At 54.2% G+C, this 19,898-nt stretch carries 12 protein-coding genes and 3 pseudogenes; 6 read left to right on the top strand and 9 right to left on the bottom strand.

Translation table 11 applies throughout. The annotated features are described in order from the left end of the window. Nucleotides 1–42: 42 nt before the first annotated feature. The 3 genes from aceE to lpdA all read left to right on the top strand — a co-directional run bounded on the left by aceE (nt 43) and on the right by lpdA (nt 6,236). Nucleotides 43–2,706, top strand: a complete 2,664-nt coding sequence (gene aceE / locus HV157_RS10370; protein WP_014168653.1) for a pyruvate dehydrogenase (acetyl-transferring), homodimeric type — start codon at nt 43–45, stop codon at nt 2,704–2,706. A gap of 14 nt (nt 2,707–2,720) precedes the next feature. Next, nucleotides 2,721–4,613 carry a pyruvate dehydrogenase complex dihydrolipoyllysine-residue acetyltransferase gene (aceF, locus tag HV157_RS10365; protein ID WP_182268208.1) on the top strand — a complete coding sequence of 631 codons (1,893 nt, stop codon included), beginning with the start codon at nt 2,721–2,723 and terminating at the stop codon, nt 4,611–4,613. A gap of 198 nt (nt 4,614–4,811) precedes the next feature. Next, nucleotides 4,812–6,236, top strand: coding sequence for a dihydrolipoyl dehydrogenase (gene lpdA / locus HV157_RS10360; RefSeq protein WP_020882589.1), 1,425 nt, complete (start codon nt 4,812–4,814; stop codon nt 6,234–6,236). A 52-nt stretch (nt 6,237–6,288) separates the two neighbouring features. Here the strand turns inward: lpdA and HV157_RS10355 are convergent, their stop codons facing one another. The 5 genes and pseudogenes from HV157_RS10355 to HV157_RS10340 form a co-directional block, all read right to left on the bottom strand. After that, nucleotides 6,289–7,080: a DUF2950 family protein gene (locus HV157_RS10355; protein WP_020882590.1), complete on the bottom strand. Its 792-nt coding sequence runs from the start codon at nt 7,078–7,080 to the stop codon at nt 6,289–6,291. Nucleotides 7,081–7,090: 10 nt separating this feature from the next. Beyond that, nucleotides 7,091–7,690: pseudogene (locus HV157_RS10350) on the bottom strand (DUF3300 domain-containing protein); the annotation flags it as partial. A gap of 7 nt (nt 7,691–7,697) precedes the next feature. Further along, a complete protein-coding gene (locus HV157_RS10345) occupies nt 7,698–8,849 on the bottom strand; it encodes an IS30-like element IS30 family transposase (protein ID WP_001254932.1) in 1,152 nt (383 codons plus the stop codon). Next, nucleotides 8,846–8,926 (bottom strand): annotated as a pseudogene (locus tag HV157_RS26255) (hypothetical protein); the annotation flags it as partial. The pseudogene HV157_RS26255 and the gene HV157_RS10345, both read right to left, overlap by 4 nt. After that, nucleotides 8,911–9,852, bottom strand: a pseudogene (locus HV157_RS10340) (DUF3300 domain-containing protein); the annotation flags it as partial. The pseudogenes HV157_RS26255 and HV157_RS10340, both read right to left, overlap by 16 nt. A 412-nt stretch (nt 9,853–10,264) precedes the next feature. Between HV157_RS10340 and acnB the strand changes: the two are divergent. Then, nucleotides 10,265–12,862, top strand: coding sequence for a bifunctional aconitate hydratase 2/2-methylisocitrate dehydratase (acnB, locus tag HV157_RS10335; protein ID WP_020882592.1), 2,598 nt, complete (start codon nt 10,265–10,267; stop codon nt 12,860–12,862). Between the two features lie 188 nt (nt 12,863–13,050). Then, complete coding sequence (gene yacL, locus HV157_RS10330; protein ID WP_014168659.1) at nt 13,051–13,413, top strand: protein YacL; 363 nt, start codon at nt 13,051–13,053, stop codon at nt 13,411–13,413. Between the two features lie 31 nt (nt 13,414–13,444). Here the strand turns inward: yacL and speD are convergent, their stop codons facing one another. From speD to HV157_RS10315, 3 genes are all read right to left on the bottom strand, one after another. Continuing rightward, nucleotides 13,445–14,239 carry an adenosylmethionine decarboxylase gene (gene speD / locus HV157_RS10325; protein ID WP_014168660.1) on the bottom strand — a complete coding sequence of 265 codons (795 nt, stop codon included), beginning with the start codon at nt 14,237–14,239 and terminating at the stop codon, nt 13,445–13,447. After that, a complete protein-coding gene (speE, locus tag HV157_RS10320; RefSeq protein WP_014168661.1) occupies nt 14,240–15,109 on the bottom strand; it encodes a polyamine aminopropyltransferase in 870 nt (289 codons plus the stop codon). It abuts the gene before it with no gap. 116 nt (nt 15,110–15,225) lie between these two features. Further along, nucleotides 15,226–15,573 (bottom strand): YacC family pilotin-like protein, encoded by a 348-nt coding sequence (locus HV157_RS10315; RefSeq protein WP_014882582.1) that lies wholly within the window; start codon nt 15,571–15,573, stop codon nt 15,226–15,228. 145 nt (nt 15,574–15,718) lie between these two features. Between HV157_RS10315 and cueO the strand changes: the two genes are divergently transcribed. After that, nucleotides 15,719–17,278 carry a multicopper oxidase CueO gene (cueO, locus tag HV157_RS10310; RefSeq protein WP_063214163.1) on the top strand — a complete coding sequence of 520 codons (1,560 nt, stop codon included), beginning with the start codon at nt 15,719–15,721 and terminating at the stop codon, nt 17,276–17,278. A 96-nt stretch (nt 17,279–17,374) separates the two neighbouring features. Here the strand turns inward: cueO and HV157_RS10305 are convergent, their stop codons facing one another. Further along, a complete protein-coding gene (locus HV157_RS10305; protein WP_182268209.1) occupies nt 17,375–19,765 on the bottom strand; it encodes a pyrroloquinoline quinone-dependent dehydrogenase in 2,391 nt (796 codons plus the stop codon). Nucleotides 19,766–19,898: the final 133 nt, after the last annotated feature.

Below are 19,898 nucleotides of genomic sequence, written 5' to 3'. Positions count from 1 at the left end.
TTCCAGACAAATCAACGTATTAGATAGATAAGGAATACCCCCATGTCAGAACGTCTCCAAAATGACGTGGATCCGATCGAAACTCGCGACTGGCTACAGGCGATCGAATCGGTCATCCGTGAAGAAGGTGTTGAGCGTGCTCAGTATCTGATTGATCAGCTGCTTTCTGAAGCCCGCAAAGGCGGTGTGAAGGTTGCTTCAGGTGCAGGGGCTAGCAACTACGTAAACACGATTGCCGTTGAAGACGAACCGGAATACCCGGGCAATCTGGATCTGGAACGCCGTATCCGTTCTGCAATCCGCTGGAACGCCATCATGACCGTTCTGCGCGCGTCCAAGAAAGACCTGGAGCTGGGTGGCCACATGGCGTCCTTCCAGTCTTCTGCGACCGTTTACGAAGTGTGTTTCAACCACTTCTTCCGTGCAGCTAACGAGAAAGATGGCGGCGATCTGGTGTACTTCCAGGGCCACATCTCTCCGGGCATCTATGCACGTGCATTCCTGGAAGGTCGTCTGACTGAAGAGCAGATGAACAACTTCCGTCAGGAAGTTCACGGTAAAGGTCTGTCTTCTTACCCACACCCTAAACTGATGCCAGAATTCTGGCAGTTCCCGACAGTATCCATGGGTCTGGGCCCAATCGGTGCTATCTATCAGGCTAAATTCCTGAAATATCTGGAACACCGTGGTCTGAAAGACACCTCTGAACAGACCGTCTACGCCTTCCTGGGCGATGGCGAGATGGATGAGCCAGAATCGAAAGGCGCAATCACCATTGCGACCCGTGAGAAACTGGACAACCTGTGCTTCATCATCAACTGTAACCTGCAGCGTCTGGATGGTCCGGTAACCGGTAACGGCAAGATCATCAACGAACTGGAAGGCATCTTCGCCGGTGCTGGCTGGAACGTGATCAAAGTGATGTGGGGTTCCCGTTGGGACGAACTGCTGCGTAAAGACACCAGCGGTAAACTGATCCAGCTGATGAACGAAACCGTTGACGGTGACTACCAGACCTTCAAATCCAAAGACGGTGCCTACGTTCGTGAGCACTTCTTCGGTAAATATCCTGAAACCGCAGCACTGGTTGCAGACTGGACTGACGAACAGATCTGGGCTCTGAACCGTGGCGGCCACGATCCGAAGAAAATTTACGCTGCACTGAAAAAAGCGCGTGAAACCAAAGGTAAAGCGACTGTAATCCTGGCTCATACCATCAAAGGTTACGGCATGGGTGATACCGCAGAAGGTAAAAACATCGCTCACCAGGTTAAGAAAATGAACATGGACGGCGTGCGTTATATCCGCGACCGTTTCAACGTTCCAGTGACCGATGAGCAGGTAGAAAACCTGTCTTACATCACCTTCCCTGAAGGTTCTGAAGAGCATAAGTACCTGCACGAACGTCGTCAGGCGCTGAAAGGCTACCTGCCAGCTCGTCAGCCTAACTTCACCGAGAAGCTGGAACTGCCAGCGCTGGAAGATTTCTCTCAGCTGCTGGAAGAGCAGAACAAAGAGATCTCTACCACTATCGCTTTCGTTCGTGCCCTGAACGTGATGCTGAAGAACAAGTCGATCAAAGATCGTCTGGTTCCAATCATTGCCGACGAAGCGCGTACTTTCGGTATGGAAGGTCTGTTCCGTCAGATCGGTATTTACAGCCCGAACGGCCAGCAGTACACCCCGCAGGACCGTGAGCAGGTTGCTTACTACAAAGAAGACGAGAAAGGTCAGATCCTGCAGGAAGGTATCAACGAGCTGGGCGCAGGCGCATCCTGGCTGGCTGCTGCGACCTCTTACAGCACCAACAACCTGCCGATGATCCCGTTCTACATTTACTACTCCATGTTCGGGTTCCAGCGTATCGGTGACCTGTGCTGGCAGGCAGGCGACCAGCAGGCTCGCGGCTTCCTGATCGGTGGTACTTCTGGTCGTACGACCCTGAACGGTGAAGGTCTGCAGCACGAAGATGGTCACAGCCATATTCAGTCTCTGACTATCCCTAACTGTATCTCTTACGACCCGTCTTACGCGTACGAAGTGGCAGTCATCATGCATGACGGTCTGCAGCGCATGTACGGTGAAGCGCAAGAGAACATTTACTACTACATCACCACGCTGAACGAAAACTACCACATGCCGGCCATGCCAGCAGGTGCCGAGGAAGGTATCCGTAAAGGTATCTACAAACTCGAAACCGTTGCAGGTAGCAAAGGTAAAGTTCAGCTGCTGGGCTCCGGTTCTATCCTGCGTCACGTACGTGAAGCGGCACAGATCCTGGCGAACGACTACGGCGTTGGCTCTGACGTGTACAGCGTAACGTCCTTCACTGAACTGGCGCGTGATGGCCAGGATTGTGAGCGCTGGAACATGCTGCACCCAATGGAAACGCCACGCGTTCCATACATCGCTCAGGTGATGAACGACGCGCCTGCGGTTGCGTCTACTGACTATATGAAACTGTTCGCTGAGCAGGTTCGTACTTACGTACCGGCTGATGATTACCGCGTACTGGGTACTGACGGCTTCGGTCGTTCTGACAGCCGCGAAAACCTGCGTCACCACTTCGAAGTGGATGCATCTTACGTGGTTGTAGCAGCACTGGGCGAACTGGCTAAACGTGGCGAAATCGATAAGAAAGTGGTTGCGGACGCAATCACCAAATTCAACATCGATGCAGATAAAGTTAACCCGCGTCTGGCGTAAGAGGTAAAAGAAGAATGGCTATCGAAATCAAAGTACCGGACATCGGGGCTGATGAAGTTGAAATCACCGAGATCCTGGTCAAAGTGGGCGACAAAGTTGAAGCTGAACAGTCGCTGATCACTGTAGAAGGCGATAAAGCCTCTATGGAAGTTCCGTCTCCTCAGGCTGGCATCGTTAAAGAGATCAAAGTCTCTGTTGGCGATAAAACCGAGACTGGCAAACTGATCATGATTTTCGATTCCGCCGACGGTGCAGCAGCAGCTGCACCTGCGCAGGAAGAGAAGAAAGAAGCTGCTCCTGCGGCGGCTGCACCAGCAGCTGCTGCGGCAAAAGAAGTCAACGTGCCTGACATCGGCGGTGACGAAGTAGAAGTCACTGAAATCCTGGTGAAAGTGGGCGATAGCGTTACGGCTGAGCAGTCCCTGATCACCGTAGAAGGCGACAAAGCCTCTATGGAAGTGCCGGCGCCATTCGCGGGTACGGTTAAAGAGATCAAGATCAACACCGGTGACAAAGTTTCTACCGGCTCTCTGATCATGATCTTCGAAGTGGCAGGTGCTGCACCTGCTGCCGCGCCTGCTCAGGCTGCTGCGCCAGCGCCGGCCGCTGCACCTGCTGCTGGCGGTGCGAAAGATGTCAACGTACCTGACATCGGTGGTGACGAAGTTGAAGTCACCGAAGTGATGGTGAAAGTGGGCGACAAAGTTGCTGCTGAACAGTCACTGATCACCGTAGAAGGCGACAAAGCGTCTATGGAAGTACCCGCGCCATTCGCGGGTACCGTTAAAGAGATCAAAATCAGCACCGGCGACAAAGTGTCTACGGGCTCTCTGATCATGGTCTTCGAAGTGGAAGGCGCTGCGCCAGCTGCTCCGGCAGCCGCTGCTGCACCAGCACCTGCCGCTGCACCGGCTCAGACGGCTAAACCTGCTGCTGCCCCTGCTGCAAAAGCAGAAGGTAAATCTGAGTTCGCTGAGAACGACGCTTACGTTCACGCTACGCCACTGATTCGTCGCCTGGCGCGCGAATTCGGTGTAAACCTGGCGAAAGTGAAAGGGACTGGCCGTAAAGGTCGTATCCTGCGCGAAGACGTTCAGGCCTATGTGAAAGACGCGGTGAAACGCGCTGAAGCTGCCCCTGCTGCTGCCGCTGGCGGCGGTATCCCGGGCATGCTGCCATGGCCGAAAGTGGACTTCAGCAAGTTCGGTGAAATCGAAGAAGTGGAACTGGGTCGTATCCAGAAAATCTCTGGTGCCAACCTGAGCCGTAACTGGGTGATGATCCCGCACGTTACGCACTTCGACAAAACGGATATCACCGATCTGGAAGCGTTCCGTAAACAGCAGAATGCCGAAGCTGAGAAGCGTAAACTGGACGTGAAATTCACCCCAGTCGTCTTCATCATGAAAGCCGTTGCTGCGGCGCTTGAGCAGATGCCACGCTTCAACAGCTCCCTGTCCGAAGATGGCCAGAAGCTGACGCTGAAGAAATACATCAACATCGGTGTTGCGGTTGATACTCCAAATGGTCTGGTTGTTCCGGTCTTTAAAGACGTGAACAAGAAGAGCATCACTGAGCTGTCCCGTGAACTGACCACCATCTCCAAAAAAGCGCGTGATGGTAAGCTGACTGCCGGCGAAATGCAGGGCGGCTGCTTCACTATCTCCAGCATCGGCGGCCTGGGTACTACCCACTTCGCACCGATTGTTAACGCGCCGGAAGTGGCTATCCTTGGTGTGTCCAAGTCCGCGATGGAACCGGTATGGAATGGCAAAGAGTTCGTGCCGCGTCTGATGATGCCAATCTCTCTGTCCTTCGACCACCGCGTGATCGACGGTGCTGATGGTGCGCGTTTCATCACCATCATCAACAACACCCTAAGCGACATTCGCCGCCTGGTGATGTAATCGAAAAGCCGGCCAGTCGGCCGGCTTTTTTCTGTTAATCTCATGTGGTCTGTGAGGTTATTGGCGAAAAGCGACAATTCGTGAGCCGTTTGTTGTTTCAAAATTGTTAACAATTTTGTAAACTGCGGGCGGATAGAACGTCCCGGTGGATGAAGGGCGACAAGTACCTGGACCGCCGGAAATCAATAAGAGGTCATGATGAGTACTGAAATCAAAACTCAGGTCGTGGTACTTGGGGCAGGCCCGGCGGGTTACTCTGCTGCCTTCCGTTGCGCTGATTTAGGTCTGGAAACCGTAATCGTAGAACGCTACAACACCCTCGGTGGTGTTTGCCTGAACGTAGGCTGTATCCCTTCTAAAGCTCTGCTGCACGTTGCGAAAGTTATCGAAGAAGCCAAAGCACTGGCTGAACACGGTATCGTCTTCGGCGAGCCGAAAACCGATATCGACAAAATTCGTACCTGGAAAGAGAAAGTTATCACTCAGCTGACCGGTGGTCTGGCAGGTATGGCCAAAGGCCGTAAAGTGAAAGTGGTCAACGGTCTGGGTAAATTCACCGGCGCGAACACCCTGGAAGTGGAAGGCGAAAACGGCAAAACCGTTATTAACTTCGACAACGCGATCATCGCTGCGGGTTCCCGTCCAATTCAGCTGCCATTCATTCCACATGAAGATCCACGCGTGTGGGATTCCACCGATGCGCTGGAGCTGAAATCCGTACCTAAGCGTATGCTGGTTATGGGTGGCGGTATCATCGGTCTGGAAATGGGTACCGTGTACCATGCGCTGGGTTCAGAGATCGACGTGGTTGAAATGTTCGACCAGGTTATCCCGGCTGCCGATAAAGACATCGTTAAAGTCTTCACCAAACGTATCAGCAAGAAATTCAACCTGATGCTGGAAACCAAAGTGACTGCCGTTGAAGCGAAAGAAGACGGTATTTACGTTTCCATGGAAGGCAAAAAAGCCCCTGCCGAACCACAGCGTTACGACGCCGTGCTGGTGGCTATCGGCCGTGTGCCGAACGGTAAAAACCTCGACGCGGGCAAAGCAGGCGTGGAAGTGGACGACCGTGGCTTCATCCGCGTTGATAAACAGTTGCGCACCAACGTGCCGCACATCTTTGCTATCGGCGATATCGTCGGTCAGCCAATGCTGGCGCACAAAGGTGTTCACGAAGGTCACGTTGCCGCTGAAGTTATCGCCGGCATGAAACACTACTTCGATCCGAAAGTGATCCCATCTATCGCTTACACCGAGCCAGAAGTGGCATGGGTGGGTCTGACTGAGAAAGAAGCGAAAGAGAAAGGCATCAGCTACGAAACCGCCACCTTCCCGTGGGCTGCTTCTGGCCGTGCTATCGCTTCCGACTGCGCAGATGGTATGACCAAACTGATCTTCGACAAAGAGACTCACCGTGTGATCGGTGGTGCGATTGTCGGTACCAACGGCGGCGAGCTGCTGGGTGAAATCGGTCTGGCTATCGAAATGGGTTGTGACGCTGAAGACATCGCGCTGACCATCCACGCTCACCCGACTCTGCACGAGTCTGTTGGCCTGGCGGCAGAAGTGTTCGAAGGTAGCATCACCGACCTGCCTAACGCGAAAGCGAAGAAGAAATAAGTTTCTTCATGATTGCGAAACGCCTCCTCCGGAGGCGTTTTTTTTGCCTGCGTTATGGGGCGACCGGTTGCCAGGTGTGATCCAGGTGATAAGCAGGTAACGCCTGCGCTTTCTTCTCTGACTCGCTGCCGAGGTCCGACTGGTACACCTTGTCGGTCTGGTTTATTACAAAGCTCATCACGCCCGTCTGGCCGTAGCTGACTGGCCAGGCCACCATGGCAAAACCGTTTTTATCCGGCAGGATGCGAAAGCGGTAGCCGTGATAGCCAGTGCCGGGTTCTTTCGGGCTGAAGGCCGGACCTAGTGGGCTGGGGGCTTCGCCGGGCGACGCCGGCCAGTATAAGCCGTCTTTTTTGCCGGCTGAGCTGACAATCTTCTGTGCATATTTCTGGTTCAGCGCAAAATAGCTTTGCTGTGCATCCACATACGCGTGCAGCGCCTCGATGGCGGCGAGCTCGTTGCGGCCAATCTCGCGGGTCAGGATCTCTTCAGCCCCTTCTTTGATATCAAATTGCCAGCCAGAGGCGGTTTTGATCACCGGAATCGGTAGCTGCCAGTCGCTGTCACCGACCACAAGATGTGCCTTATTCCCGTCAACGACCGTATTGTGCCGCACTTTCCAGTCGCGCAGGAAGCGATCCACGGCATCAGGATCCACCCCTTCCGGCGGCAGGAAATCACGCCAGTTCTCACCGAGCAGGGTGTTCATCGCGCTTTCATTTTGCTCACTGATGGCGCTGGCCAGCGCATCGGTTGCCTGGTCTGGCGTGCTGAAAGATTGCTGCGCCATTGCGGCGGCCGACAGCATGAATAACGCGATCCCACTGAGTAATTTGCTTTTCATGTCGGCTTCCTTAACGGTGACGGAATTCACGGTGTTCAGCACGCCCGGTAGACGTCTGGCGCGGTTGCTGATGGCGGGCAGCCTGTTGCCTGCTCTGGGCGCCTCGCTGCTGCTGGGCTTGCCAGTTGGCGGAACGACTGTCGTTACCGCTGAGCGCATTGGCGCGCGGCTGGCTACTCCGCGCAGGCTGCGAAACCCGTTTCTCTTGCCTTTGGGTGGTGGTCGGGCGGCTGTCTCGCGTCTTAGCGGCTGTCTGCTGTGCCGTTTGCGGTTTGGTGTCGTAGCCCCGGTAGTTGTTGCGCTGGGAAATTTGCTTCAGCTGGGCGGTTGACGCCTGACGCTGTGCATCTTTGGTGCCCGGACGCGCGGTCTGCGGGAAGGTTTTTCCCGTCGATTTCTCCATCTGGCTCAGCGCAGCCTGCCGTTGGCTGTCCCGGTTGACCGGTTTTTGCTGTGTCGCGCTTAGCCCCGTTGCCGTATTCGTTGAGTGGAAGCGATTGTTGAGCGTGTTGGTGGGATAGGGCACTCCTTCACGATAGGCCGGGTTATGCTGCCAGGTGCGGTTGGCGTCCGTCAGGCGCTGGCCGCTGATTTTATTAAAGTTCTCAACTGTAGATTCAATCTGTCAATGCAACACCCCTTTCAATTATCTCTTTCGGTGTTTTGAACTTCAGTGTCTTTCTCGGTCTGTTGTTTAGCTGAGCAGCAACCAGATCTAGTTCATGTTGAGTATATTGGGCAAGACATGTCTTTTTAGGAAAGTACTGCCGAATTAGCCCATTTGTGTTCTCATTTGTTCCCCGCTGCCAAGGACTCTGAGGATCGCAGAAGTAAACTTTAACGCCGGTGCTGACAGTAAATTCTAGATGTCTGGCCAGTTCCATTCCTCTGTCCCATGTCAGTGATTTTCTGAGTTCTGACGGTAAACTCAGGAATTTGTCGGTAAGAGCCTGATTTACTGAGACAGAATCTTTGCCCCTGAGTCTAAGGATGATCGTATAACGTGATTTTCGGTCTACAAGTGTGGCTATATGAGAGTTTTTTGTACCTGAGACTAAATCGCCCTCCCAATGCCCCAGAGAGCGTCTGTTATCGATATTTCGGGAACGTTCGTGAATTGGTGTTCCGTTCACTATGTTAATCGTACCTCTTTCGCCTTTGCGGGTATGACGCCTGCCATGGCGAAGGCTATGCGACCGTCGCAGATGCTGTATATTCAGGTGGTGTAGCGCTTCACGGCTACGAAAGTACAGCGTTTTATAAATTGTCTCAGGTGATATTCGCAGCGTTTTTTGACGTGGTTTTGTTCGCCTTAACCATCCTGATATTTGCTCTGGAGACCATTTCATCTCCAGCTTTTCCAGAACAAGCTTTCGCAATGGTAAATTTTGATCCAGTAAGCACGGTTTTGGCCTTTTCGCCATTCTGTTGGCTCGGTTATTAGCATCAACAGCTTTGTAATAGCGTCTGCCCCGATTACGCTGAACTTCACGTGAGATCGTCGAAGGACTGCGATTCAGCGCAGTAGCTATCGCACGAATGCTCATTTTGGCTGACAAACCAGCTCGTATCTCCTCGCGCTCAGACAGTGTCAGGTGAGCTACAGCCCGCTTACGCTCATGGGGTTTTATGCCGCCAGTATCCCTTAACATAGTGAAGATCGTTCCGGGTTTTGAACCCAGGATATTCGCTATTTCACTGAAGCCTGTTCCGTTCTTCCATAGTTCAAAAACAGAGGCTTTTTCCTCTGCTGTAAATGTTCGTCTCATTCAAAAAACCTCCGCAACCCCATGTTTTCACATAACTGTTGCGTTGACCAATTGAATCTACAACGTTGATATTGATGTTGTTATCACCGTTGCGGTTATAGCCGCCGTGGTGATCCCAGTCGTCATCATGGTGGTGATCCCAGTCATCGTCATCATCCCAGTCGATGTTGCTGAAAATAGCGTAGGTGGTCGCCACGCCCAGGCTGAACCCTAAGCCTTTGACCAGGCTGTCCGTAAACTGCTCTCCCGGGGAGGGCGGTAAATAGACGGGCGGATAAGCGGTGTTCGGCCATGTGCCATACACGGTATTCGGGTTGTAGGTGGGAACGTAAACCACCTGCGGGTCGGCAGACTCAATTTTAATGACCGTCGGGGCTGACGTCGTGGCGGTGCTTGTTGTCTGGCCGGTGGCCGTTTTCGCCGGGGCCGGTTTTGTCTCGGTGGTGACCGTTTGCTGCGGGGTGGATTGCAATGCACCGGTTTGCTGCGCCAGCAAACGCAGACGTTGCACGGAATCCATCACATCTTTTGGCTGCGCGAGAAACGCGTCGCCCAGGCTCTGCACCCAGGGTGGATTTTCGCCCATCAGGGACATCAGCTGAGGAAACGCCACCAGTGATTTTACGCTCGGATCCCAGGGTTGATTCGCCACGGCCTGAATGGCGGCATCGCCCTGCAGTTTAGGGTTGTCTTTTGACCACTGTGCCGCCTGGATGACGTTGGCCGGGTAAGTCGAAGCCATCAAAATTTGCGATAGCAGGGCATCCGGGTAGAGCGCGATGGGGGCAACCCACTGATCAATTTGCGCGGCCGTGTAGGCTGGCGCGACGACCGGTGCTGGCTGAGCGGCAGGGGCGGCAGGCGGCGCAGCCGGTTGTTGTGCGACAGGGGCTGGAGCCACAGGCTCCGTTGCGCGGCTTTTAACGAACATGACGCCTGAGGCGGCAAACAGCCCGGCACTGCACAGAAGGACAAGCAGTTGTGGCTTAAAGGGCAACTTCATAAAATGACTCCAACGAGACAAGCGCTGTGCCGTGAGGCGTTACGGTTGGCGTGAGTATCAATCACCCGTCTTTTACTGTTTTGACTTTTGTGGGGAATCATCCGGTACGTCCGGATAAAGAGTGTGAGTATTTATTACACAATTATATCGGATGGCTGAAATGCCGCCGGAATATTCAGAAGGTCGCACTCACGGTTTTTGCAGTCAGAATTCGTTGCACCTGCCCGCTACACCATGCTTAACGATTCAGCAAATTTTTTAATGTTGCTTTTTTGTAAACGGATTAACACTGTGCAGAAATCCTGCTATGCTGCCCGACGCGGTATCGGGCATTTACCCTACAAACTGCTGTCTCACAGGAGCGTGAAGAGAACGCCCGCCGCATATGACAATGAGAGCGAGGAGAACCGTCGTGCTAGAAGAATACCGTAAGCACGTAGCAGAACGTGCCGCCGAGGGAATTGTACCCAAACCTTTAGATGCAACCCAAATGGCCGCGCTCGTCGAGCTGCTGAAGAACCCGCCTAAGGGCGAAGAAGAATTCCTGTTAGATCTGTTGATCAACCGTGTACCGCCTGGCGTAGATGAAGCTGCCTACGTAAAAGCCGGATTCCTTGCCGCCGTCGCCAAAGGCGAAGCAACCTCCCCACTGGTTACTCCTGAAAAAGCTATTGAACTGCTCGGTACCATGCAGGGTGGCTACAACATTCATCCGCTGATTGACGCACTGGATAACGACACGCTGGCTCCGATTGCCGCCAAAGCGCTCTCCTCAACGCTGCTGATGTTCGATAACTTCTACGATGTGGAAGAAAAAGCCAAAGCCGGCAACGCCTACGCGAAACAGGTTATGCAATCCTGGGCCGATGCCGAATGGTTCCTGAACCGTCCTGCACTGGCTGAAAAAATCACCGTTACCGTCTTCAAAGTGACCGGTGAAACTAACACCGATGACCTCTCTCCGGCACCGGATGCGTGGTCTCGTCCTGATATTCCTCTGCACGCGCTGGCGATGCTGAAAAACGCCCGTGAAGGTATTGAGCCGGATCAGCCGGGCAGCGTTGGTCCGATCAAACAGATCGAAGCCCTGCAGGAAAAAGGTTTCCCGCTGGCATACGTCGGTGACGTAGTGGGTACCGGTTCGTCCCGTAAGTCCGCGACCAACTCCGTACTGTGGTTCATGGGCGATGACATTCCTCATGTGCCTAACAAACGTGGCGGCGGCCTGGTGCTGGGCGGCAAAATTGCGCCAATCTTCTTCAACACCATGGAAGATGCGGGCGCACTGCCGATCGAAGTGGATGTCTCTAACCTGAATATGGGCGACGTGATTGACGTTTACCCGTTCAAAGGTGAAGTGCGCAACCACGAAACCAACGAACTGCTGGCGAGTTTTGAGCTGAAAACCGACGTGCTGATTGACGAAGTGCGTGCCGGTGGCCGTATTCCGCTGATCATCGGTCGTGGCCTGACGACCAAAGCGCGTGAAGCGCTGGGTCTGCCGCACAGCGACGTGTTCCGTCATGCGAAAGATGTGGCGGAAAGCAATCGTGGTTACTCCCTGGCGCAGAAAATGGTGGGCCGCGCCTGCGGCGTCGCCGGTGTCCGTCCTGGCGCGTACTGCGAACCGAAGATGACCTCCGTGGGGTCTCAGGACACCACTGGCCCAATGACCCGTGATGAACTGAAAGACCTGGCGTGCCTGGGCTTCTCTTCTGACCTGGTGATGCAGAGCTTCTGTCACACTGCCGCGTATCCGAAGCCGGTTGACGTGACCACGCACCACACGCTGCCTGACTTCATCATGAACCGTGGCGGTGTGTCGCTGCGTCCGGGTGACGGTGTTATTCACTCCTGGCTGAACCGTATGCTGCTGCCTGATACCGTCGGTACCGGTGGTGATTCCCATACCCGTTTCCCAATCGGTATCTCCTTCCCGGCGGGCTCGGGGCTGGTGGCGTTTGCTGCTGCAACCGGCGTGATGCCGCTGGATATGCCAGAATCGGTTCTGGTGCGCTTCAAGGGTAAAATGCAGCCGGGTATCACCCTGCGTGACCTCGTGCATGCTATCCCTCTGTATGCCATCAAACAGGGTCTGCTGACCGTTGAGAAGAAAGGGAAGAAAAACATCTTCTCTGGCCGTATTCTGGAAATTGAAGGTCTGCCGGATCTGAAAGTCGAGCAGGCATTCGAACTGACCGATGCGTCCGCGGAGCGTTCTGCTGCTGGCTGTACCATCAAGCTGAACAAAGAACCGATTATTGAGTATCTGACCTCTAACATCGTGCTGCTGAAGTGGATGATTGCAGAAGGCTACGGCGACCGTCGTACGCTGGAGCGCCGTATCCAGGGCATGGAAAAATGGCTGGCGGATCCACAGCTGCTGGAAGCCGATGCTGACGCAGAATACGCGGCAGTGATCGACATCGATCTGGCGGATATCAAAGAGCCAATCCTGTGTGCACCAAACGATCCGGATGATGCGCGTCTGCTTTCAGACGTTCAGGGCGACAAGATCGACGAAGTGTTCATTGGATCCTGTATGACCAACATCGGCCACTTCCGTGCTGCCGGTAAGCTGCTGGATACCCACAAAGGCCAGCTGCCAACGCGTCTGTGGGTGGCTCCGCCAACCCGTATGGATGCGGCTCAGCTGACCGAAGAGGGCTACTACAGCGTGTTCGGTAAGAGCGGTGCGCGTATCGAAATTCCTGGCTGTTCCCTGTGTATGGGTAACCAGGCGCGCGTGGCTGACGGTGCGACGGTGGTTTCCACCTCTACCCGTAACTTCCCGAACCGTTTAGGTACCGGTGCAAACGTCTATCTGGCCTCTGCGGAGCTGGCGGCGGTTGCGGCACTGATTGGTAAACTGCCAACGCCGGAAGAGTACCAGACCTTTGTGGCTCAGGTGGATAAGACGGCGGTAGATACCTATCGCTATCTGAACTTCGACCAGCTCTCTCAGTACACCGAGAAGGCTGACGGGGTTATCTTCCAGACGGCGGTATAAACAGCTAAACCGTCTCCGCGGAGGCGGTTTTGTGTTTGCACCCTCTCCTGTGGAGAGGGACAGGGTGAGGGCATCAGATCGCAAGGTCTTGCTCTCACCTTTTTATTTTCATTCCTCCTGCCTCCCACGCTTTTTTTCTTCCTCTCTGCTGCGATAATTAGCGTAATGGCTTTGCAGAGGAAAATACTATGGATTACGAATTTCTGCGCGACATCACCGGAGTGGTGAAAGTGCGTATGTCGATGGGCCACGAAGCTGTTGGACACTGGTTCAACGAAGAGGTGAAAGAGAATCTCGCCCTTCTGGACGAAGTTGAACAGGCGGCAAATACGGTGAAAGGCAGTGAACGCTCCTGGCAACGTGCCGGGCACGAATACACGCTGTGGATGGATGGCGAAGAGGTGATGGTGCGTGCCAACCAGCTTGAATTCTCCGGTGATGAGATGGAAGAGGGGATGAGCTACTACGATGAAGAGAGTCTGTCGCTGTGCGGCGTAGAAGACTTTTTACAAGTCGTGACGGCGTACCGGGCGTTCATGAAACAGAAATAGCACACCGGAGCGTCCTTGCTCCCAGCGCGGCTTACACGGTCGGAATATTGCGGCCGTAGTAGATTTCGCGCATCTCTTTCCAGAGCAGGTCAGTAATGGCCTTGCGCTCTTCTTCGCTTAAATCTTCTGGTCGGGTATGGAACATGTAGTGCTTAAGGTCGAACTCCTTAAGTAACATCTTGGTATGGAAGATATTTTCCTGATACACGTTCACATCCATCATGTCATACAGCGACTTCATGTCGTCGGACATAAAGTTCTGAATGGAATTGATCTCGTGATCGATAAAGTGCTTCATGCCGTTAATGTCACGGGTAAAGCCTCGCACGCGATAATCAATCGTCACGATATCGGATTCCAGCTGGTGGATTAAATAGTTCAGCGCGTTCAGCGGGGAGATCACACCGCAGGTCGACACTTCGATATCGGCACGGAAGGTACACAGCCCGCCTTCAGGATGGCTTTCCGGGTAGGTGTGCACGCAGATGTGGCTTTTATCGAGATGGGCGACGACCACTTCCGGCAGCGGGCCCGGATGTTCTGTTTTATCGATAAGTTGAGGGTCGACCGGCTCTTCGCTGACCAGAATCGTGACGCTGGCACCCTGAGGTTCATAATCCTGACGGGCGATATTCAGGATATTCGCGCCGATAATCGAACAGGTTTCTGACAGGATCTCGGTCAGACGGTTGGCATTGTAGAGTTCATCGATATAGGCGATGTAACCATCGCGTTCTTCCGCTGTTTTGGCATAGCAGATATCGTAAATACAAAAACTCAGGCTTTTGGTCAGGTTGTTAAAGCCATGCAGTTTAAGCTTTTTCAATTAGCTCACCCCCTTAGTGGATAATGCGTCTTGCAGGTACTGCGGTAAGGCAAACGCTGCGGTATGAACTGCCGGATTGTAGTAACGGCACGTAAGACCGGCCTGGTGGAAGCGGGCCTGAATAATTTCGGTGGAGAGATGGCGCAGTACGTCGTTATCCGTTGCCCAGGCAAAGGTCATGATCCCGCCGTAGTACGTCGGAATAGCGGCCTGATAGAAGCTGACATCGCCAAAATAGGTGCTCAGCTTGCGGTGGCTGTCGAGGGCTTCATCCTGCTGCAGGAAGCAGACGCCGTTTTGTGCCACGAAAATCCCGCCCGGCTTCAGGCAGCGCTTGCAGCCTTCGTAGAAATCGGAGGTAAACAGCGACGCGCCGGGACCGATCGGGTCGGTACAGTCGGAGATAATAACGTCGAAGGTCTGGGTCGTCTGATTAACGAAGTTAACCCCATCATCAATGACCAGACTGAAGCGCGGATCGTCATAGCTACCGGCGTTATGGTTCGGCAGGTACTGACGACAGAAAGAGACCACGCCGGCATCAATTTCCACCATCGTAATGGTTTCGATGGATTGATGGCGGGAGACTTCACGCAGCATTGCGCCATCACCACCACCGATAATCAGAACATGCTTCGCATGCCCGTGTGCCAGCAGCGGAACGTGGGTCATCATCTCGTGGTAGATAAACTCGTCGCGCTCGGTCGTTTGCACGACACCATCCAGCGCCATCACGCGGCCAAAGGCGGCATTCTCGAAGATGATCAGATCCTGATGATCGGTTTTCTCATGATAGAGCACGTTATCAACGGCAAAGTACTGACCAAACTGGTCATGCAGTGTTTCATGCCACAACGTGTGGTCGGCCATACGCGGACTCCTCCTTTGTTAACATCCGTTACGCTCACAAAAAATGAGCGAAACATGATAGCTAACTATAACCGTGGTTGCACGGCTATAGGCACAACAAGGGGGCGTCGGGAAGGTTATTTCACGTAGGCGAGCAGGCTGAGTGAATCGCGAGCCAGCGCTTTGCATTTTTTGGCGGTAGGGATACCAATACCGCTTAAATCGCGGTAGCTGTCTTCGCCGAGCGCCTTCATGTCGAAGCTATCGTAGTTGCTGAGATCCCATTGGTTTTGCTGGGCAAAAAAGACCAGTGCGCGACGAATCTGCCCGTTGGGCAAATTCTGGTAACCACAATCGTTTTTCAGAAAGACAAAAACTGCCGTCAGATCGGCCATATCTTCCGCTTCATTTTCACTCAGCGCGTAACTGTTCGCACACATCGCCATCAGGCTACCGAACAAAATTGTTCTGAAAAACGTCTTCATTGCTTCTACCACTGCATCACGGAAAATTAACGTTAGCATACTTGATGCCAGGCCGACGATCTTTATTATTGCCGCTTTACTTGACCTTCCGGTAAGGGGAGGGTTTATGCTCAAAAGATCGCCTGCTGGAAATAAGGAAATGAACATGCAACGCCGTGATTTTTTAAAATATTCCGTTGCGCTTGGCGTAGCCAGCGCTTTACCGCTGTGGAGCCGCGCGGCTTTTGCGGCCGACAGACCTGCCTTACCGATCCCTGATTTACTCACCGCGGATGCCCGTAGCCGCATCCAGCTTGTTGTCCAGTCCGGTAAAACGACCTTTGGCACACACAGCGCGACAACGTGGGGTTATAACGGCAATCTTCTCGGCCCGGCACTTCAGTTACGTAAAGGGAAAGCGGTGACGGTGGATATCCATAACACGCTGGCTGAGGAGACCACGTTGCACTGGCACGGACTGGAAGTGCCGGGCGAGGTGGACGGGGGGCCGCAGGGCATCATAAAACCGGGCGGTAAGCGAAGCGTGACCTTTACCCCGGACCAGCGCGCCGCGACCTGCTGGTTCCACCCCCATCAGCATGGCAAAACGGGCCATCAGGTGGCGATGGGGCTGGCGGGGCTGGTGCTGATTGAAGATGACGAAAGCCGTTTGCTGCGCCTGCCCAAACAGTGGGGCATCGACGATGTGCCGGTCATTGTGCAGGACAAAAAATTCACCGCTGACGGGCAAATTGATTACCAGCTGGACGTCATGAGCGCGGCGGTAGGCTGGTTCGGCGACACCCTGCTGACCAACGGTGCCATTTACCCGCAGCATGCGGCACCGAAAGGCTGGCTGCGCTTACGCCTGCTCAACGGCTGTAACGCCCGCTCACTGAATTTCGCCACCAGCGATAAACGTCCTCTGTACGTGGTCGCAAGCGACGGGGGGCTGCTGCCTGAACCGGTGAAGGTGGATACGCTACCGATGCTGATGGGGGAGCGTTTTGAGGTGCTGGTGGATATCAGCGACGGCAAACCGTTTGACCTGGTCACGCTACCGGTCAGTCAGATGGGAATGGCGGTTGCACCCTTTGACAAGCCGCACCCGGTACTGCAGATCCAGCCGCTGCAGGTCACGGCCTCGGGCATGTTGCCGGATACCCTGACCACGCTCCCGGCGCTACCTTCTCTCGAGGGTCTGACCCAACGCAAGCTGCAACTGTCCATGAACCCGATGCTCGACATGATGGGCATGCAGGCACTGATGGCGAAATATGGCAATCAGGCGATGGCGGGTATGCACCACGGAGAGATGATGGGCCATATGAATATGGACCACGGTAAAATGGGCGGCATGGGGCACGGTGGCCATGATTTCGATTTCCATAATGCCAACATGATCAACGGCAAAGCGTTCGACATGAACACGCCAATGTTTGCTGCCACAAAAGGGCAGTTTGAACGCTGGGTGATTTCAGGCGAAGGCGACATGATGCTGCATCCGTTCCATATTCACGGCACCCAGTTCCGCATCCTTTCTGAAAACGGTAACGCGCCACAGGCGCATCGCGCGGGATGGAAAGACACCGTCAGGGTTGAAGGTGGCGTCAGTGAGGTGCTGGTGAAATTTGACCACGAGGCACCGAAGGCGTTTGCCTATATGGCGCACTGCCATCTGCTGGAGCATGAAGATACGGGCATGATGCTGGGGTTCACGGTTTAATATCGTGTGGCCTGATGCCCAGACCCCGGTCCAGAGGGGATAAGCAATAAAAACGGCAACCGAAGTTGCCGTTTTTTTTACCGTTGGCGGTGTTAGTTATTTAGCGTCGTCGGGTAAAGCATAAGCCACAATGTAGTCGCCCATCTTCGTACCAAACGAACCATGACCACCCGCAGAGATGACAACGTACTGCTTGCCATTCACTTCATAGGTCATCGGCGTTGCCTGTCCACCTGCTGGCAGACGGCCTTGCCACAGTTTTTCACCGTTGGTCATGTTGTACGCGCGCAGGTAGTTATCGGCGGTTGCCGCGATGAACAGCACGTTACCGGCGGTAGAAATTGGACCACCCAGCATTGGCATACCCATATTGAACGGGACAGGAACTGGCATCGGGAACGGCATGCTGTCCTGAGGCGTACCAATACGTTTTTTCCAGACGATCTGGTTAGTTTTCAGATCCAGGCCGGAGATATAACCCCAGGCAGGCTGTTTACACGGCAGACCAAACGGCGACAGGAACGGGTTCAGCGTGACGCCGTATGGCACGCCATACTGCGGCTGAATACCCGCTTCAGTACCGCTGCCTTTAGCATCTTTAGGCTGCTCCATTGGGTTGCCTGGACCGCGTGGAATAAGCTTAGAAACAAACGGCAGGGCCATCGGGTTGGCAATCGCCACCTGACGGTTAGGGTCAACGGAGATCCCACCCCATTCGAACATGCCCAGGTTACCCGGGAAGACCAGCGTGCCCTGCTCAGAAGGTGGCGTGAAGATACCTTCATAGCGCAGCTGATGGAACATCACGCGGCACACCAGCTGGTCAAACATTGTGGCACCCCACATGTCTGCACCGCTGAGATCTTTCTTCGGACGGAAGCTCAGGTCAGAGAACGGCTGTGTTTTGGTGACATAGTCGCCTTTGGCAGCGCCCTGCGGAACGGGTTTTTCGGGTGCCGGGACAACCAGCTTACCGTTGCTGCGATCCAGCACAAAGATGTTGCCCGTTTTCGCGGGTGCATAAATCACCGGAACGGTTTTGCCGTTAACGGTAATGTTAGCCAGCGTTGGCTGGGACGGCATGTCCATATCCCACAGGTCGTGGTGAACAGTCTGGTAGCTCCAGGCCAGTTTACCGGTGGTCGCGTTCAGCGCCACGATAGAGCTGGCATAACGCTCTTGCTCAGGCGTACGGTTACCCCCCCAGATATCTGGCGTGGTGACGCCCATCGGCAGGTAGACCAGGTCCAGCTTCGCGTCATACGCCGCCGGTGCCCAGGAGTTAGGTGAGTTAAAGGTAAAGGTGTGTTCGTCCGATGGGATCGCATTTGGATCTTTCGCGCCCGGGTCGAAGGCCCACAGCAGTTTACCGGTGTTCACGTCAAAACCACGGATAACGCCAGAGGTTTCGCGGGTGGAGAAGTTATCGGTTACCGAGCCGGCAATCACGATAGTTTTATCGGTGATGATCGGCGGTGAGGTTGGCTCATACAGACCCGGCGTGGTGTCCGGCATGTTGGTCTGCAGATTCAGGATACCTTTGTTGGCAAAGGTCTCACACAGCTTACCGGTTTCGGCATTGATCGCGAACAGGCGGCCATCGTTTACCGGCAGCATGATGCGGCGAGGACAGTCGGCAATGACTTCAGGGCTCGCATTATCAGCACGCGCTTCGTGGTAAGAGACGCCACGGCAGGTGATGTGCTGGAACGACGGGTTGGAGTTCAGCTGTGGATCGAAGTGCCATTTCTCTTTACCGGTGGCCGCATCAAGCGCGAACAGACGCTGGTGCGCGGTGCACAGATAAAGCATGTTACCGACTTTAATCGGCGTCACTTCGTTGGTCAGTTCACCTGGATCGTTTGGCATCTTCAGGTCGCCGGTACGGAATACCCAGGCTTCCTTCAGGTTCTTAACGTTGTCCGCGTTGATCTGCTTGAGCGGGGAGTAGCGCTGACCTTCCTGATTACGGCCATAAGCTGGCCAGTCGCCATCCGCGACCTGCGAGATAGCCGCAGCTGGGGTGGATTCGGCATTCAGCGTACCGTTAATCTCCTGCGGGTCGTTAAAACCGGCCCAGGTGAGAATGCCGCCGCTGATCAGCAGGGCAACCACCAGCGCCGCAACGGCACCGCTTGAAGGAACAATCAGGCGACGCCACACGAACGGCAGGATCAGCCAGATACCAAAGAAGACCAGGATGTCACTGCGCGGCGTCAGTGCCCAGAAGTCGAAACCGACTTCCCAGACACCCCAGATCATGGTTGCGAGGAGTAAAGCAGCATAAAGCCATAGCGCGGATTGTTTTCTACGCCACAACAGGACGGTTACGCCAAGCATAACCAGACCCGCAATAGGGTAGTACCAGGAGCCGCCAATTGCGGCCAGCCAGACGCCACCGATTAACAGATACAGGCCGCAGAAGGCGGCGAATAGCGCTGTTAATGTCACCAGTAGACGTGGCTGTTGAGTTTTTATTTCAGCCATAGAAAGTGTACTCGTCAGTTTTGTTAATTATTTGCTAGCAACTAATTATAGGTATTAACAAGTGTGATCGGAATCACAATATTTGCTTTTTATAACTCATGCGCCAGGTGTATCCATTTACTGATATAATGGC

Origin of the sequence: Enterobacter sp. RHBSTW-00318, from assembly GCF_014101375.1 — a bacterium.
GTDB classification, from domain to species: domain Bacteria; phylum Pseudomonadota; class Gammaproteobacteria; order Enterobacterales; family Enterobacteriaceae; genus Enterobacter; species Enterobacter ludwigii.
The sequence above is the reverse complement of the archived record's forward strand: the minus strand, read 5'-3'. Positions and strand labels throughout refer to the sequence as shown.

Excerpts from the sequence above, each read along its gene's own strand:
- cueO (WP_063214163.1), top strand. The coding sequence starts at position 15,719 with ATGCAACGCCGTGATTTTTTAAAATATTCCGTTGCGCTTGGCGTAGCC.
- speE (WP_014168661.1), bottom strand. The coding sequence starts at position 15,109 with ATGGCCGACCACACGTTGTGGCATGAAACACTGCATGACCAGTTTGGT.
- aceE (WP_014168653.1), top strand. The coding sequence starts at position 43 with ATGTCAGAACGTCTCCAAAATGACGTGGATCCGATCGAAACTCGCGAC.
- aceF (WP_182268208.1), top strand. The coding sequence starts at position 2,721 with ATGGCTATCGAAATCAAAGTACCGGACATCGGGGCTGATGAAGTTGAA.
- yacL (WP_014168659.1), top strand. The coding sequence starts at position 13,051 with ATGGATTACGAATTTCTGCGCGACATCACCGGAGTGGTGAAAGTGCGT.
- HV157_RS10345 (WP_001254932.1), bottom strand. The coding sequence starts at position 8,849 with ATGAGACGAACATTTACAGCAGAGGAAAAAGCCTCTGTTTTTGAACTA.
- HV157_RS10355 (WP_020882590.1), bottom strand. The coding sequence starts at position 7,080 with ATGAAAAGCAAATTACTCAGTGGGATCGCGTTATTCATGCTGTCGGCC.
- HV157_RS10305 (WP_182268209.1), bottom strand. The coding sequence starts at position 19,765 with ATGGCTGAAATAAAAACTCAACAGCCACGTCTACTGGTGACATTAACA.
- HV157_RS10315 (WP_014882582.1), bottom strand. The coding sequence starts at position 15,573 with ATGAAGACGTTTTTCAGAACAATTTTGTTCGGTAGCCTGATGGCGATG.
- lpdA (WP_020882589.1), top strand. The coding sequence starts at position 4,812 with ATGAGTACTGAAATCAAAACTCAGGTCGTGGTACTTGGGGCAGGCCCG.